Consider the following 16,644-nt stretch of genomic DNA (forward strand, 5'->3'; position numbering starts at 1 on the left):
TCGGCTTTCATTTTGTAGAATAACCGATAGCAGTAGATAGTTTATTCACGCTCACGCTAACACGAGTAACGGCATGACAGACCCAATGATTGTATCAGGCACTACAAATGATCTCGACTCCCTCCGCCAAAAGTTAATCGCTGGGTCCGAAAAAGTCCAACAACAAATCATCCCGCAGTTAGCTGACTTGGGTAATGATGGGTTAGATGTGTTGAAGGAATTTTTGCTGAAACGTCGTGATACCCCAGCAACTTGGATTGATGGCAAAGTCTACCAAGTCATCTACAATACTGATGCACCGACAAGTCAAGGATTTCTACAAACTAACTTTCCTGAAGGAATTGTACCTCTAAAATCGGACTGTGGGATCAGTTACAATTCTTTGCAAAAGCTACTTGCAGATCAAGATTTTCAAGCCGCGGACCTCTTGACAATTCAAAAGATGTGTGAAGCAGCAGGTCCCCAAGCGGTAAAAAGAAAATGGCTATACTTTACAGAAGTAGAAAGTTTACCAATTCAAGACTTACGCACCATTAATCAACTCTGGGTAGTTCACTCAGAAGGTAAATTTGGCTTTTCCGTGCAGCGCGAAATTTGGTTAGGTTTAAGTAAAAATTGGGTCAACTTGTGGCCAAAAATTGACTGGAAGAATGGTAATAACTGGACAAGATATCCTAACGGCTTCACCTGGGATTTAAGCGCTCCTAGAGGTCATCTACCCCTCTCTAATCAATTGCGTGGTGTGCGGGTGATGTCTTCTCTGTTGTGTCATCCTGCTTGGAATAAGTAGTTAGATCCCGTTAGATCCCCGACTTCTTTGAGAAGTCGGGGATCTGAAATTAACCAACTGCAAAGCCTGTATATTGTCTCATCAAAGGCTCATGAAAAGCTAAGACAATATCTTCTTTTGGTACACCCAATTTAACTAATTCATCTGCTATACCAATCTCCGTTCCATCATGTTGTATCCAAATCTTGTTGTTTTTAATATCAAGATGTAAAACACAACCATGCTGTCTGCGTCTGTTCTTCCAACCAACATACATTAACTGATAATGATTACCAACGGGATCAAAAATCAGTTGTTGCTCAATCTCATCTTTCTTTGAACCTATTTGAGCATACTCTCTGATAACTTGTTGAACATAATTTTGATATTGCTTTAGTTTTTCCATTCTAGAATCGCCTCCTGAATCGGATCATAAACAATGATTTTAAGTTGATAATGTTCGACAACTGTTTTGATAAATTGCAATTGAAAGAAAGCGTGATAAACACCCAAAGGAACAGCTAAATATAAAACTCTTTCTGATTCTTTTTGTTCTAATGCGAAACGATAATTAAAGAACTGGCCAACTGCTGTATGAAATTGAGAAATATTAGATGTACCAGTGAAACTCTTAATTTCAACTGCTATTTTTTCTCCAGTTCTTTCAGCAGCTAGAATTTCCTCACCCCCAAGATCAATATACATTTCTACATCACCAACTTCAATCCTCAAAGGATCATCTGTGATTACCCAACCCTCTTTTTCTAATCCTTTCCTAACAGCATCATGAAAAATATCTTTAGCTGGCATTAGTTTAAAATTTAGTCTTTTTATATATTATTATATTTTACTATAGGAATCATAAATGATATTTGAAAAATTTTAAGTAGTGTAGGGTGGGCATTGCCCACCAAAATCCCCCTACGGTGGGCAATGCCCACCCTACGTATATTTCAAAAATCAAATATTAGTCCTATATATCTAACTTGAAATTTATTTTCTAGTATTTTGTACATAAATAAAGCACACATTTTAATACTATTGTGTGTGTTTTTACTCACCATTATATACTGGATCGAGATAAAATAGGCTGTATTGTACTTACTTAAACAATCTCCTAATTAATCTTAGGTAATTTTACGAATTTTTATATAGACAATATATTATTAAAAATAGTAAAATTATATATATTTGTATAATTTTATTGCAAAGTTCAATGGCCATTAGTAATCACGAGCGAATTAATAGAGCTTTAGCTACTCTATCTCAAGGATTATATTCCTATATAGAAAAAGAAATGCGAATAGTGCATGGTGATCGCTGGTTAGTAGTTGCAAAATCTTGTATATCTGAGGATCAAACACTTAGACGAAATTTAGAAGAAACTTTACAAGAAGATGTTTCAGTTCTACTAAAATTAATTATCAAGCAGTGGGATAATGTTTTCAAGAAAAAACTCAGTAATGCTGAACGTGCTTTAGTCAGTGAGTTAATTGACGTGAGAAATAAATGGGCGCATCAATCAAGGTTTTCCACAGATGATACTTATCGCGCTCTTGATAGTATGACAAGAATTATGAAAGCAATTTCCGCATCTGAACTAGATATTATTGAACAGCAAAAGCAAGATGTTTTGAAAATGTTGTCTCCAGAAAAAGCGGAAGAAGCTCGTATTAAAGAAAAACTATCTGATGTACACAAACTTCTGATATTTTCTAACGAAAAACTCCTTCGTCAAGCACTCACTCACCGTTCCTATGTCAACGAGAACCCAGGAGAAGGAGAACATAACGAGCGCTTAGAATTTCTCGGTGATGCTATTCTCAATTTTTTAAGCGGTGAATATCTCTATGAAAAGTTTGCTGAAAAAGGAGAAGATGAATTAACTCGTCTTCGTTCCGCATTAGTAGAAGAAAAACAACTGGCAAAATTTGCTATAGAAGTAGGTTTAGACTTTAGAATGAGATTAGGAAAAGGAACAATTAGAGATGGCGGTTTTCAAAATCCTAACTTACTAAGTAGTACATTTGAGGCTGTAATTGGCGCTTACTATTTAGATAATAATCGTAATGTTGAACCACTCCGTGAGATTGTTAAAATATTATTTAATGATGCCTCAAAACACATTGTAGAAATCCGTTCTAATGTAGATTCCAAAAATCGGTTTCAAGAATTGGTACAAGCTAAAGGTATCACAAATCCCCCTAAGTATGTAACGGAACAAATAGGGGGACCATCTCACGCGCCAGAATTTAGAGCTAAAGTATTAGTAGAAGGTAAAGAAAAGGGAGAAGGTAAAGGAAAGAATAAAAAAGAAGCCGAAAAAGCTGCTGCTGAAGATGCGTTAGCGAAATGGAAAAATCAGGTTTATTAGATTGATAATTGTTGATTTTCTGCTTGATTTGGCGACTAGAAGTCGCAGCTACATAGACAAGACCCAGCTACGTGGGTTCAAAGGTCTTGATTTTTAATAAGTCCACGCAGGTGGACTTTGTTTGTGTAGTAGCGATTTATAATCGCTGGAAACTAATATTCATGACAACTACTGATGTTATTACTGAATATAAATGTTAATATTCTGTCGTTATTCATAATTGAGTAAGTCAGCTTAATCCAGTATATTTCAGTTAATAGTGCTGGAACGGAGGAACCGAATTGTGGGGCGTATTTTTGTCTTGATTAATTTAGGAATTTGAGCTTTAAAAATCAAATCAAATCTAAAATTGAGCAAAAAAGGGTATCTCTCAACCCTAGCCCGTCAGCTAACTTCGTAGGCATTGAGAGGAGACTGAAGAGACAGAATTTTAATTATTTTCTGATCTTATCAGTGTCCAAGGTTGGTACTAGTTAATATTTGCGTACCCAAGCTTAACTCTGCTGAGGTGAAATAAATGATATTGCAACTAAATATAGCTGCCATTTTTGCAGTTGCGGGACAAACTGTTTGGAGAAAAGCCAAACTTGTAATTTTTCAAGATACTTTTTTATTCCCAGCATTAGGCTGTTTAGGAATTATTTTATTGTGGTGGATAGTAGCATTAGCTAATCATGAATTAATGCCCACACCACCAGAAGCTTTAATTGCTAATTGGGACTATATCTTACATCCATTTTATCAAAGAGGTCCCGGTGATTTAGGAATTGGTTGGTTATTATTAGCAAGTTTACGGCGGGTAATATTAGGATTCGGTTTGGGTGCATTAGTCGCCATTCCCTTGGGATTTTTGATCGGAATGTCCAGACCGGCAATGCTGGCTTTTAATCCCATTATTCAGATTTTTAAACCAGTATCACCACTGGCTTGGTTGCCCATTTCTTTATCTCTGTTCAATTTAGCAGATCCTTCCGCTATTTTTGTGATTTTCATTACGTCGCTGTGGCCAACTATTATTAATACAGCGTTGGGAGTTTCTAATGTTCCTAAAGATTATTTAGATGTAGCACAAGTCTTGGGAATGAACCGCTGGGGACAGATTACCAAAATTATTTTACCTGCTAGTTTGCCCTATATTTTTACAGGTTTGCGAATTAGTTTGGGGATAGCTTGGCTGGTAATTGTGGCTGTAGAAATGCTCACTGGTGGGGTAGGAATAGGATTTTTTGTTTGGGACGAATGGAGTCGTTTAAATCTGAGTTCTGTATTTTTAGCCGTGTTTGTAATTGGCTTAACTGGGTTGATTTTAGATTATGGTGTGGGAAAACTTCAAGAGTTAGTTACTCACCGTCCTGGAAATTAATGATTTAAACGCTGATAGAAGATGATGAACGCGGATAAACGCAGATGAATTTGTACTTTCATAAAATCCCAAATGATAAAAAGCCATGACTGAAAATTATTTAACTCGCAGGAATTTCATTACGGGAATAGGGGCGACAACTGCGGGAATAATATTATCATCCTGTAATGTTTCTGGAGATAGGTCTGCTAGGGGATTAACAGAAGAAGCTTTAGCGGTGACACCTGTAGTTAAATCCCAAGATTTAGAAAAATCGGACATTACTGTGGGTTATGTTCCTGTTAATGATTGTGCGCCATTTGCGATCGCTTGGAAAAAAGGATTTTTCCGCAAATATGGTTTAAATGTCACACTCAACCGCGAAGCCAGTTGGGCTACTTCCCGCGACGGCTTAATTTTTGGTCGTCTCGACGCTTCCCCCGTCGTTTCTGGTGCTGTTACCAACGCTAGAATAGGGGCTGAAGGGGCGCGTCATGCTCCCTTGTGTGCAGCAATGACCATTCACCGACATGGTAACGCTATGACCATGAGTAAGGATATGTGGGATTATGGCATCCGTCCTTGGTTTGAATATCAGCAAAAATACGGTGATGGGGCTTTGGAAGCCTTTGGGCGGGACTTTCGCGGCTATTTTGACAAACAACCCCCGGAAAAGAAAGTTTGGGCTGTAGTCCTCAGTTCTGCCATTTATGAATACTTTGCTCGCTATCTTTCTGCGGCTGCGGGTGTTGATCCTTTAAAGGAATTTCGGGTAATCATTGTTTCTCCACCGCAAATGGTGACAAACATGAGAATTGGGGCAATGGAAGCTTACATGGTTGCTGAACCTTGGAACACTAGAGCAATTACAGGTAATGAAGGTATCGGTTTTACCTTTGCCCAAGGTAAGGAAATTTGGCAAGGACACCCAGATAGACTCCTGGGAGTAATGGAATCTTTTATTGTCAATTATCCCAAAACTTACCGTTCTTTGGTGAAAGCAATGATCGAAGCTTGTCAATATTGTGGAAAACCCGAAAATCGCCAAGAAATAGCCGAATTACTCACACAACGTTCTTTCACTGGGGCAAAACCTAAAAATCCCGGTGTTCCTATTACTAAGTTTACTGGACCGGGAATTATTGGCAATTATAATTATGGTGGTTTTGATGGTAAAGACAGAACTATCAAAGCAGATGATACCACAATTTTTTATGATCTTCCTAATAGTATTCCCCATGAAATAGGAGAACATTCCACATTTTTATGGCGTTCTCGCAGTCTTTGGTTAATGACTCAAGCAGCCCGGTGGGGACAAATCAAAGAAATTCCTAAAAACGCCAAAGAAGTAGCTGCAAAAGGTTGGAGAACCGATTTATATCGAGACATAGCCGCAGAAATGGGAATTAAATGTCCCCAGGATGATTATAAAGTTGAACCTCCTGAAGCATTTATAGATAAAAAAGGATTCGATCCTAGTGATCCTGTAGGATATCTCAATAGTTTTGATATTCGTGCTAACGCTCCTTCTCAGTTTTTCATGTCTTAAAAATAGCTAATTATATCAAAGGAAATTAATCATGGAATATACGGTTTTAAAAGATCATACCTCTCCAGAAATTTTGCCCCGTAACGGATTTTTGGAAGTAGAGAATTTAGTTAAATCTTATCCAACCCAGGATAAAGGAGAATTCACAGTTTTAGATAATGTTAATTTGACCATTGGTGAAGATGAATATATTTCTGTTATTGGTCATTCTGGTTGTGGTAAATCCACACTATTAAAAATAATTGGTGGTTTTGAAAAAGCTACATCTGGTTCAATTCGCTTAGATGGTAAAGAGATTCGGAAACCAGGGGCAGATAGAATGATGGTATTTCAAAATTATTCATTATTACCTTGGTTAACAGTCCGTGAAAATATCCGTTTAGCAGTAGATGAAGTTTTGAAAAATGCCAATCGGGCTGAAAAAATTAGCATTGTCAATGAACATTTAGCAATGGTGAACTTGACCCCAGCAGCAGACAAATATCCTGATGAAATTTCTGGAGGAATGAAACAAAGAGTGGGTATTGCCAGGGCTTTAGCAATTCGTCCCAAAATGTTATTAATGGATGAACCTTTTGGGGCTTTAGATGCCTTAACTCGTGGTAAATTGCAACGTCAAGTATTAGATATTTGGGAACATCATCGTCAAGCGGTAATGATGATTACCCATGATGTGGACGAAGCAATTTATATGTCTGACAGAATTATTTTGATGACTAATGGACCATCTGCAAAAATAGGAGAAATTTTAACAGTTCCTTTTGAACATCCTAGAGATAGAGTGGCCATGCGGAACTCTACAGAATATTTTGAACTTCGCAATCATGCTCTTAATTTTCTGGATCAGAATTTCACACCAGAGTAGGGACAAACCCCCCGTGGTTGCCCAGATTTGCTGAGTGAAAGTATGATTTTATTTGGCTTCGCTCCGCTAACACGCTCCAGAGGCAGAGGCTCAGAGAGTCAGAGTTTGAGAGATGGAATTTTTGAATTTTATCCCTCAATTCAGCAATTTCAAGTCTGTAGTCTTCAAAATTTCAGTATTATCTTTTCTCACTATTAAAGTAGAAGTAGAATTACCATCTTCAGTTATCGGTTGTTCTAAAATGTAGACATAATCCCCATTTTTCCAACCTGTAACACATTTACCATCTCGACAGGAAACTTTACCACCTGTTAACTTGAGACATTTACCATTAGTATCACATCCTTGATAATTCACATTTCCTGTACCATTAACCCCATTCCAAGAATCAGTATTACTCAAAGTAATTGTCCATTTACCATTACTTAAAGTTTGTGAATTACCACTTTTTGAATTATCGCTTGAGGATCTTCTTTCTGAACCTTCACTGACAACTTGCATTTTTGTAATGATGGATTCTTTGCGAGTTTTACCACAAGGTTCTGCACTTTCACAATCATTAACTGATTGTATTTCATAAACAGCACGGACTTTTTTATTGACAAACTTCTTCTCGTCAGCACAAATATCAAAACTCGCACCAACATTGTGTTCAATGCCTTTTTTATCTACTAAGGTAACGTAGCACATTAAATCACCATTAACTAACTCCTTTACTATTCCTAATTTTGGTTTTTTACTTCCATCTCTTTTAGTATTTTTATCCAGGTTTTTACGAACAGGGGTTTTCTCCTCTTCTTTATTATTTTCATCTTCTTGAGTTTCTGATTCTGGAGAAGATTCTTGTTTATCTTTTTGTTCCCTTGGTGCTACTGAAGAACTTTCCCTTTGACTTTGTGTGACAGTATTACTCGAATCTTCTTTAAACATATCCTTGGGTGCGTTACCACAACTTACCAGAGATATGCAGCTAAGAAATAAAGAAATTGTGAGAATTAATTTTTTCATGGTACAAATTACAATAGTTGAGAATATTCCTATATTCTAACATAGACCTCATTTAATCAGATTTACAGCGGTTTCCGCTCTTATGAGGTACAAAGTTGAATCATGAAACTCTTGTAGTGCGGGCATCTTGCCCGCTAGATATGTACCTAATAACACCGGGAAGTGCTGTATTCTATATTTTCACTTATCAGAATTATTCGCAGATAAAATCTGAATTAATTGATAATCTTTAAAACTACCAATAATCCGATAAGGTATTGGTAACTTAACAAAACTTGGTTGATAAATCCAAGCATAACTAAAAATAGGTAACTGAGAAATTGAATCTACACTTTTACCATGCTGGGGTGTGTAAAAGTAAATTAACAGAGATTCTTTATCATTAAATCCTGTTCCTTTGACAAAGTTAATAGGATGATTATGCAAAATTTTATTAATTGATTCTTGTTGATAAAATACTCTAAAATTCGGGTTAAAATCACCTAATAAACCTAAATTACCCGCTGTAGCTAGAGATAACCAACAACTAATTAATAATCCACCTAGCCAATAACGAGAAGTCAAAAACTTGTGGTGATAGTGAAAATTACCTATCCAGATTAATGGTACAATTAAGCTGCCAAAACCAGAATATATTCCTAGAATTGCATATTTGTGAATATCTACTTCACCCCAAATTAAAATACCTGTTCCAGCTAAAACTAAAATAACGCCTAATATTCCCCAAGCATAACTAATATTTCTGGGTAAATAAACTATCTTGTGAGATGAATATTGATCATCAAATCCTTTTTGGTAAAGTTTTCCTAACCAATCTAAACCCACCGCAGCTAGAAAAGCAATAAATGGATAAATACCAAGACTATAATGAGAGAAACGAGTAGAAAATATACTCAATTCAGTAAATAAGACAACAGGAAACCCGATTAATATTAATGGATATTTAGAAATTGAACGCCGTATGACTAATACTAAACCTAATAAACTAAAAAATAACCAAGGAAAAGATTTTAAAGCTAGATTCCACACATAAAAGAAAATGCCATTTTTATGTTGTTCATGACTACCTAGTTCTATGACAAATCCCAATAAAGCCCCAATACTATCGCTACCATAACGCAACCAACTAAAATAAAGCCAAATTAAGCTAGGAATTAAACCCACTAAAAACCCTAAATACAACATGGGGTTAGTTAAATGACGATGACGGCGATGATCTATAATTAAATAAGGTAATAATGCTATCATTGGTAAAAAAATCATTAAGCTTCTCATTAAAAAGCCTAAGCCAAAACTTAACCCAGTTATAAAACCATAAAAATATCGTTTTCGAGGATCTATGTCAGATTTTAATAGGGAGAAAATTCCCATAAATACTAATAAGATAGTTGGGACATCTGGTGTGGCTAACCGACAATATTGTAACCACAAAAATGCTACATTTAAAATCATAATTCCCAAAAATGCTAATTCTTGAGATAGTAAAATTTTCCCAACTTTATAAATAACAAATATGCTCAAAATTCCCGCCATCATTGTCGGTATTCGCGCAGTTGTATCACTAACACCAAATAGCTGATAAAAAATAGCAATTACCCAATAAAAACCAGGGGTTTTATGATGAGGATTACCCCAAGGAGATACCCAGTCACCAGTTTCAAACATTTGTCTGGCTCTTAACGCATAAAGGGTTTCATCATGAGCCATGAGACTGGTTTCCCCAGAAGTAAATAACAACAAAGGAAGTAGCCAAATTAACAACTTGGGATATGGTAATTGCCAAAATAGCCGAATTAATTGGATAATCAAAATAATTAGGGGTGATTTAAAAAACATTTATGAATAGTAAATATAGTATTTACTCATGTAGAATAAGTTAAGTTATCAAAAATAACTTATCAATTAGAATACTATTCAAAATTTTCCAATCGGGGAAAAAAGACGTTTATGCTCCTGCAACCAAGTCAACGCATTAAATTAGATGAATCGGATGATCTGTTATTCTATAGTTACCCTCGCTTTGTCACTCATGTAGATGAGGGTTTTATTCAACAATTAACTGATTTATATCGTCAGCGACTGCAATCAAATACTCGTATTCTTGATTTGATGAGTAGCTGGGTATCGCATCTACCCACAGATATAGATTTTGCTCATGTAGCAGGACATGGACTAAATGCTGAAGAATTAGCCCGGAATCCCCAGTTAAATCATTACTTTGTCCAAAATATCAACACAAATCTCCAGTTACCTTTTCCAGATCAAGACTTTGATGCTGTTATTAACTGTGTTTCTGTGCAATATATCCAATACCCAGAGGCTATATTTTCGGAAATACACCGCATTCTTAAACCCGGTGGGATAGCAATTATTAGTTTTTCTAACCGGATGTTTTTTCAAAAGGCAATTCAAGTCTGGCGAGACGGTTCGGAAGCTTTTAGAGTAAAATTGGTCAAGGGCTATTTTGCCTCAGTTCCTGGATTCACCACCCCAGAAGTGATTTGCTCAAAGTCAGCAGCACCAGGTTTTTTACAGTGGTTGGGGGTACCAGGAGGAGATCCTTTGTATGCGGTGATAGCTCAACGTCTTGCGTAGTATTATTTAAAAGTAAATTTCTAGTTTGTAAATGGCAAAATAGTTGATAATTGCCTCACAAGCTCAAGTATTAAGGAGAAGCCAAAAATGGTGAAAAATCATGGGCGGAGAGTTTTAGCTGCTGTATTGCTATCAATCGTACTACTAACTACAGCCTGCTCGACAAAAGCACCTAGTCGTTTTGATCAAGTACAACAGGAAAGTACCAAGCAAAGAAGTGGACAGGCAGTAGTTAAAAGTGCAACTCAGGGTAGTAAATTAAATAAATTCTTCCCCAGTAGCGAAGATGGCTATGATCGTGTCTATACCCAAGAGAAAAAAGGCTTTTCTGAAGCAAACTTGAAAAAAGGTGGCAAAGTAGTTGCTCAACTCGCTATTTCTGATACTAGCAGCATACCAGGAGCAGCAGCTAAATTTGCTAACAGCACTGAAAAAATAGGCGGTTATCCTGCGGTAAAAGTTGGTAACACTCAAACTTCGGTTTTGGTGGATAAGTACCAAGTCAAGGTAATTTCTAAAAGTCCATCATTTACTGCGAGCGATCGCGCAGCCTGGATAGAAAAATTTAATCTCGATGGTTTAGCAACGTTGAAATAGTTTAATCGCTTCCCTAACTAACAACCGACGTTAATACAAAACATACACAAGGAGACTTTTGTGAGTAAATCAATTTTCGAGTTAGTTGACGAATTACCAACCAGTAACTTGACTGTTTCCATGTTGAAAGCTTTGGATTTTGTTGCTCCTGGAGAATGGCAAAATACAGTTGGTTTTGTGAATACCATTAAAACTGTTACCGGGGAGACTGACGAAGAGTTAATTCAACAAATTGGTGAAAGAGCAATTTATCTATTTAATGATAAATCCCAAGGATATCAAACCGCCCTCTGGCTGTATCAAACTGTTGATGGTGCAGATAAAGCTTTGGGTGCAGCAGCTTTAGCCAACAAAATTGGGGAATCAATTCCCCTGCTTGGTTTTTTAAACTCTCTGACTCCCAAACCGGACAAAGCTCAAACCATTGACTTAACCCTGAAATTAGTAGCTGAAGTAGTCGCTTTTTGTCAAATTAACGGTATTCCTGGGGACAGCATTGGCGATTTTGTCGGTGCTTTAGGTGAGTATGGTGGTGAGTCACTTATCCGCATGGTGGCATTAGTTTGTGTTGATGGTTTAATTCCCCTCGGACCCGACTTTATTCACAAGGCCTTATCTGGAATTAGTCAAATGAGTCCCCAAGATCTAAACCAAAACTCGACTTTCCAAACCATCAAAAATACTATTCCTGGCAATAACGATGCTGGTAAACTCAACTTTATTGGGGAAAGTTTTCAATCAGTTAGCGGTTGGATGAGTGGGCTGGTAACAAGCCATAATTTAACCCCTCGAAAAGTAATTAGTAATTTGCAATCTTTTACGCAAATTGCTGATGACAAGCTGGACTATCTGGCAGCATTTATAGATGTGTCTACAAATTACTATGAACACACAGGAACTCAGACTTTAGCAAGACGTTTAATTGAACGAGCAGTAGCTGAAATCTAGCAGTTAATTTAATCTAAAAACAACTTAGGGGCAGGATAAACTCGCCCCTAACCACTGCATAAATTGTACTTGATATCATTAGTAACTACTTGTAATTTGTTTCAATTAACAGGAAATCCGTCGGGATTTCCAGTTGCAGCAGACAAGACTAAAAACTTATCGTTTGAAGCGAGAACGTTGTTGACGACGTTGTTTGTGTCTAGCTATAGCTTTGCGCTTTTCTTTTTCTAAAGGTGTCTCAAAGTGACGCTTTTTCCGCATATCTTGGAAAATTCCCGCTTTGGAAACTTCCCGCTTAAATCTTCGCAGTGCTGATTCAATTCCTTCATTTTCACCTAAGACCACTTGTGTCATTCCTGTTCCTCCGTAGTTTAAATTAATATTTGAGAACTAAAGTCAAAGTAAAATATTCCAGCGGCGTTTAGTCTAGGACTGTATCTGCTGGATACTCTAGATTTTAATTTTTTTTACTGGACTTAATAGCGATTGCGATCTCAACCGAAAATAATCCTCACCTCGCCCATTATAACACTATATGAGAATATTAACCCATGACGAGCAAAATTTCCCCACAAAACTTTGAGCATTGTTAGGGAATTTGCCCCGATCAATACTATTTTAGTTTGAAGCAAACCGTGTGAGAATGCTTTGTGCTTCTTGACATAGTTCCTCATGATTTTGAGCATTACTCGCCAGTAATTCCCCCCATTGATGAATGTCGCCGGTGTTGTATTTTAATGGCGTGCAGTCAAAATGGGTAAATTTGCCACCTGCTTCCGTTAATATAAGTTCGGGAGCAGCCATATCCCAGTCTTTCGGTGCGGATTTACCGGCAAGGGAAATATAAACATCTGCTTGCTGTTCAACTATTGCCGCAATTTTGCAACCGACGCTACCAATCGCTTTTTGATTTTGACAGGGCAAGTGCTGTAAGAGATATTCTAACCTATCGTTGCGGTGTGAGCGACTAACAACCAAAATTAGATCTTGGATATTTTTATGGGAGTTAAGTCGCACAGGCACAGAACCAGTTGTGGTTTCGATAAAAGTCCCACTGCCTCTGGTGGCATAATACAACTTTTGTGTCTCTGGAACTGCCACGACGGCTAACATTGTCTGTGTTCCTTGCACTAAGGCAATATGAATGGCATATTCTCCAGTTTTGTTGATAAAGTCTCTTGTCCCATCTAATGGATCAATTATCCATACCCACTCAGCGGGATTTTTTCCCTGTTCTGATTTATGAGTTTCTTCGCTGATATATCCAAAGTCTTCATTCCCGAAAGCGGCTTGTAGCTGTGACAAGATATATTCACTAACAGCCAAATCTGCAACTGTAACGGGTTCATTGTCTTTATATTGAATATCTAAATTTGGTGCAGCGATAGTACCATGATAATAAGAACTGAGGAGACTGGCTGCACCCCAACCAACTGACCGCGCAATTGTTAATATTTCGGATAAGTCTTTCATTTGAGGATAAATTTGGGTGGAATAGGAAAAATGAACATCAAATATTTGAATTTAGCCAAGGGCGCGTACCGAAATATTTACACGCTTCCGTAGCAGTATTACCAGCTAGTGCTAATGCTTCTATAAAATTTGTTTCCAGGATATAGTGACAGAAAGCACCGTGAAAAATATCTCCTGCTCCTAGTGTATCAACGGGCTGGATTTTTGGCACATTTACCACACCAAATTGACTACAATTTAAGTATTGAATGGGATTTTCCCCTTGAGTAATGGCAATGTGAGGAATGTTAAAATTTTGCAAATAGGCAAAAACATCTTGCTGATTTTTGCAGTTAGGGGGATAGAAATTAGCAGAACAAATAGCATAGTTTACAAAAGGTAATATTTCTGCAAATCCTCGTTTCCAGCTACCACCATCAATGACAACGGGAATATTTTGTTTTTTAGCCATTTGGGCAATGATTTTGCTAACTTCTATTTGATGTCCGTCAATTAAGACAATATCAATATTTTGTAAAATATTTGCGGGGATAGAGGTAATATTTGCCTGAGTTTTGATGGCATTAATAGAAATTACCGCTCTTTCTCCTGTAGCTTGCGTAACAATAATTGAAGAAACGGGTGGTGGTGTATGGCGATGGGAGTCTAAGTCAATAATTGCGACTTGGTAATTCTCTAAATCGCTACGAATTAGCTGTGTAATATCGTGGGAACCCAATACACCTAAAACTGTAGCTTGGTTGCCTAAATGACTCAAGGTGACGGCGGCATTTGTTGCTGGTCCTCCTGCTGCTACAGTATAGTCAGTGGCAACAAGTTTTTGATTATTTTGGGGGGAAGAGTCCGCGAGATAAATTAAATCTAAGGTAATTAAACCCACAAATAAGCCAGATTTGCTCATTGCTAATTGGTAACTTGCTCAAAGTATTAAGTAAATTATAGGAAAGTTTATGAATTTAATGTAGGGGTGGTACCCTTACATAATTCATCGGTTTAGGTATTTTCAAAATGTTTAATTATTTTTGCTCATTTACTTACCTATGATGATAATTTTTATGCAAGGAATCAAAAAAAGTGTAACTTTTGAGAATTGGAAATTTTAACCTGGATTGTCTTCATTTTTTCAAATTTGTTCTTATATCTTAACAGAGATTAAGTAGGTTGGCGTTAAAAATTGTCGTTATAGCAAGGCAAAAGGCACTCATGCAAGAGGCAAGGGTGAAGAAGTTTTCAGCGATTTTACATTTCTTTACACAGTTTGGTTTCATTGTGTTGACTTACTTAGTAAAATACTGTTAAGTAAATTCGTAAATCAAATAGCACTGACGTATAATCAATAAAATCATAGTAAAATTAATTTGCTTAGAGAGTAAAAGATCATGTTCAAAAATATGGCGATGGATGCACTAGGTTTGAGTGATATTGGTGCTGTGATCAAACCAGAAGATTTTCATAAAGTTGATAGTGATGATTATGTGATTCATGAAGAAGGGGAAAAGATCTATTTTTTAATTAAGTCGAAAACTGATGAATATTGTTTTACTAACCTAGCGTTAATTCATCTAGATGGAAATTCTGCGGTTAGTAAAAAACGTCTACTCAAACGTTTTAGTTATAGTCATCATATTATTAAGGATGTGAAGCTAGAAACCGCAGGAACAATAGATATGGATATCGAAATCAAGTTAATAATGGGGGATATATCCTATTCTATTGATGTTGCTAAAATTTATATTCATCCTTTGAAAGACTTGTACAAGGCTTTACTGAAAATTGCCTCAATTCAACGAGAAAATGCTCTTTATCATCAATATGCTCAAACTAGTTTAAATACAGCAGCTAGTACAGTTAGTCGTTCAACAACTACATCAACTTCAGAAGAGCAATTTAAATCAATTAATCAGTATGCTTTTAATTGGTTAAAATATGCTCATGAAACTTATGTGCGGAAAGATTTTGGTGAGGTGTTTGAGAAGTTTATTAACAACTAGTAGTTTGTCAAGATAAAAATGATGGACTGTAGTGTGAGCGTCTCGCTCACGCGGGCAAGACTTGTACTGAGCTTGCGATGCCCTGAGCCTGTCGAAGGGTCGAAGTATGCCCGCACTGCCAAAAACCCGTCAAAATAAATTTGACAGACTACTAGCTGATAACTTCTTTCCTGCAAATTACAGATTTCACAGATTAAATCATCTCAAAAATCATCTAATCTGTGAAATCCTTTAATCCGTTGAATCCGTGTTCAAAATTAATATGCAAACTGAACCAAAACCAGGAACACTTTATATTGTCGCTACACCCATTGGTAATCTAGAAGATATGACTTTTAGAGCGGTGAGAATTTTGCAAGCAGTGGATATGATTGCGGCAGAAGACACACGCCACACAGGCAGATTACTACAGCATTTTCAGGTGAAAACTCCCCAAGTTAGTTACCATGAACATAATAGTCATAGTCGCATTCCTGAATTATTAGAGCATTTACAATATGGAAAAGCGATCGCTTTGGTAAGTGATGCGGGAATGCCGGGAATTTCTGACCCAGGATATGAGTTAATTAAGGCTTGTATTGATAATGGTATCACTGTTGTGCCTATCCCCGGTGCAAGTGCTGTAATTACGGCTTTGAGTGCGGCGGGATTACCCACAGATAGGTTTATTTTTGATGGTTTTTTACCGGCTAAAAGTCAACAACGCCAGAAATATTTGGAATCTTTGCAAGGTGAATCCCGAACTTTGGTTTTTTATGAATCACCTCATCGATTGCGGGATACTTTAGCCGATTTGGGGACAGTTTTAGGCAGCGATCGCTCTCTAGTAATAGCACGGGAGCTAACTAAATTATACGAGGAATTTTGGCGAGGAACAATTGCCGAGGGGATTACCCATTACCAAGACAAAGAACCCCAAGGAGAATATACTCTTTTAGTAGCTGGAAATCCACCTAGTAAACCTCAACTCACAGAAACTGAATTAAAAAACGAACTATTATCAATGATTAAACAGGGTATTTCTCGTTCTCAAGCTAGTCGTGAGATAGCAAAGGATACGGGTTTATCTCGTCGCTATCTCTATCAACTAGCTTTGACAATTGAACTTAGCGGCTAAGTACAGAGACGATGAT

General features: G+C 37.0%; 17 protein-coding genes, 1 pseudogene and 1 riboswitch. Of the genes and pseudogenes, 11 read left to right on the top strand and 7 right to left on the bottom strand.

Translation table 11 applies throughout. The features are described 5' to 3' along the window. The first annotated feature begins 73 nt into the window (after positions 1-73). Positions 74-790, top strand: a complete 717-nt coding sequence (locus BMF77_RS13030; protein ID WP_148763326.1) for a GUN4 domain-containing protein — start codon at positions 74-76, stop codon at positions 788-790. A 49-nt stretch (positions 791-839) separates the two neighbouring features. Here BMF77_RS13030 and BMF77_RS13035 read toward each other — a convergent pair whose 3' ends face one another. Continuing rightward, positions 840-1,175 carry a XisI protein gene (locus tag BMF77_RS13035; protein WP_015078708.1) on the bottom strand — a complete coding sequence of 112 codons (336 nt, stop codon included), beginning with the start codon at positions 1,173-1,175 and terminating at the stop codon, positions 840-842. Next, a complete protein-coding gene (locus BMF77_RS13040; protein ID WP_148763327.1) occupies positions 1,163-1,579 on the bottom strand; it encodes a XisH family protein in 417 nt (138 codons plus the stop codon). Before BMF77_RS13040 ends, BMF77_RS13035 begins: the two co-directional genes overlap by 13 nt. A 487-nt stretch (positions 1,580-2,066) precedes the next feature. Here BMF77_RS13040 and BMF77_RS27920 point away from each other — a divergent pair. From BMF77_RS27920 to BMF77_RS13060, 5 genes and pseudogenes are all read left to right on the top strand, one after another. Continuing rightward, a pseudogene (locus BMF77_RS27920) lies at positions 2,067-2,300 on the top strand (Swt1 family HEPN domain-containing protein); the annotation flags it as partial. Positions 2,301-2,408: 108 nt separating this feature from the next. Then, the gene (gene rnc / locus BMF77_RS27925) at positions 2,409-3,143 is read left to right on the top strand and encodes a ribonuclease III (RefSeq protein WP_083881496.1); all 735 of its coding nucleotides are present in this window, start codon (positions 2,409-2,411) and stop codon (positions 3,141-3,143) included. 221 nt (positions 3,144-3,364) lie between these two features. Continuing rightward, positions 3,365-3,561, top strand: a riboswitch (cyclic di-AMP (ydaO/yuaA leader). Positions 3,562-3,660: 99 nt separating this feature from the next. Beyond that, positions 3,661-4,506: a nitrate ABC transporter permease gene (gene ntrB, locus BMF77_RS13050; protein WP_148763329.1), complete on the top strand. Its 846-nt coding sequence runs from the start codon at positions 3,661-3,663 to the stop codon at positions 4,504-4,506. A gap of 85 nt (positions 4,507-4,591) precedes the next feature. Next, a complete protein-coding gene (locus tag BMF77_RS13055; protein ID WP_148763331.1) occupies positions 4,592-6,034 on the top strand; it encodes an ABC transporter substrate-binding protein in 1,443 nt (480 codons plus the stop codon). 31 nt (positions 6,035-6,065) lie between these two features. Further along, positions 6,066-6,899, top strand: a complete 834-nt coding sequence (locus BMF77_RS13060) for an ABC transporter ATP-binding protein (RefSeq protein ID WP_148763333.1) — start codon at positions 6,066-6,068, stop codon at positions 6,897-6,899. Positions 6,900-7,034: 135 nt separating this feature from the next. Here the strand turns inward: BMF77_RS13060 and BMF77_RS13065 are convergent, their stop codons facing one another. Then, complete coding sequence (locus BMF77_RS13065) at positions 7,035-7,907, bottom strand: hypothetical protein (RefSeq protein ID WP_148763335.1); 873 nt, start codon at positions 7,905-7,907, stop codon at positions 7,035-7,037. A gap of 180 nt (positions 7,908-8,087) precedes the next feature. Next, positions 8,088-9,743, bottom strand: a complete 1,656-nt coding sequence (locus BMF77_RS13070) for a glycosyltransferase family 39 protein (RefSeq protein WP_148763337.1) — start codon at positions 9,741-9,743, stop codon at positions 8,088-8,090. A gap of 111 nt (positions 9,744-9,854) precedes the next feature. Between BMF77_RS13070 and BMF77_RS13075 the strand changes: the two genes are divergently transcribed. From BMF77_RS13075 to BMF77_RS13085, 3 genes are all read left to right on the top strand, one after another. After that, positions 9,855-10,502 (top strand): class I SAM-dependent methyltransferase, encoded by a 648-nt coding sequence (locus BMF77_RS13075; RefSeq protein WP_148763339.1) that lies wholly within the window; start codon positions 9,855-9,857, stop codon positions 10,500-10,502. An 87-nt stretch (positions 10,503-10,589) separates the two neighbouring features. Then, positions 10,590-11,099: a hypothetical protein gene (locus BMF77_RS13080; protein WP_148763341.1), complete on the top strand. Its 510-nt coding sequence runs from the start codon at positions 10,590-10,592 to the stop codon at positions 11,097-11,099. Between the two features lie 60 nt (positions 11,100-11,159). Then, complete coding sequence (locus BMF77_RS13085) at positions 11,160-12,047, top strand: hypothetical protein (RefSeq protein ID WP_148763343.1); 888 nt, start codon at positions 11,160-11,162, stop codon at positions 12,045-12,047. A gap of 156 nt (positions 12,048-12,203) precedes the next feature. Here the strand turns inward: BMF77_RS13085 and rpsU are convergent, their stop codons facing one another. From rpsU to BMF77_RS13100, 3 genes are all read right to left on the bottom strand, one after another. Beyond that, the gene (gene rpsU, locus BMF77_RS13090) at positions 12,204-12,401 is read right to left on the bottom strand and encodes a 30S ribosomal protein S21 (protein WP_015078697.1); all 198 of its coding nucleotides are present in this window, start codon (positions 12,399-12,401) and stop codon (positions 12,204-12,206) included. A 264-nt stretch (positions 12,402-12,665) separates the two neighbouring features. After that, entirely contained in the window at positions 12,666-13,520 is an 855-nt protein-coding gene (locus BMF77_RS13095) for a 3'(2'),5'-bisphosphate nucleotidase CysQ (RefSeq protein WP_148763345.1), read from the bottom strand. A 37-nt stretch (positions 13,521-13,557) separates the two neighbouring features. After that, the gene (locus tag BMF77_RS13100; protein WP_148763347.1) at positions 13,558-14,421 is read right to left on the bottom strand and encodes a sugar kinase; all 864 of its coding nucleotides are present in this window, start codon (positions 14,419-14,421) and stop codon (positions 13,558-13,560) included. Between the two features lie 478 nt (positions 14,422-14,899). Between BMF77_RS13100 and BMF77_RS13105 the strand changes: the two genes are divergently transcribed. Together BMF77_RS13105 and rsmI are read left to right on the top strand one after the other, a co-directional pair. Further along, positions 14,900-15,511 (top strand): PH domain-containing protein, encoded by a 612-nt coding sequence (locus BMF77_RS13105; RefSeq protein WP_148763350.1) that lies wholly within the window; start codon positions 14,900-14,902, stop codon positions 15,509-15,511. A gap of 262 nt (positions 15,512-15,773) precedes the next feature. Continuing rightward, positions 15,774-16,628: a 16S rRNA (cytidine(1402)-2'-O)-methyltransferase gene (gene rsmI / locus BMF77_RS13110; protein ID WP_148763352.1), complete on the top strand. Its 855-nt coding sequence runs from the start codon at positions 15,774-15,776 to the stop codon at positions 16,626-16,628. Positions 16,629-16,644 lie beyond the last annotated feature (16 nt).

Source organism: Dolichospermum sp. UHCC 0315A (genome assembly GCF_008121535.1).
Classification (GTDB): Bacteria; Cyanobacteriota; Cyanobacteriia; order Cyanobacteriales; family Nostocaceae; genus Dolichospermum; species Dolichospermum lemmermannii.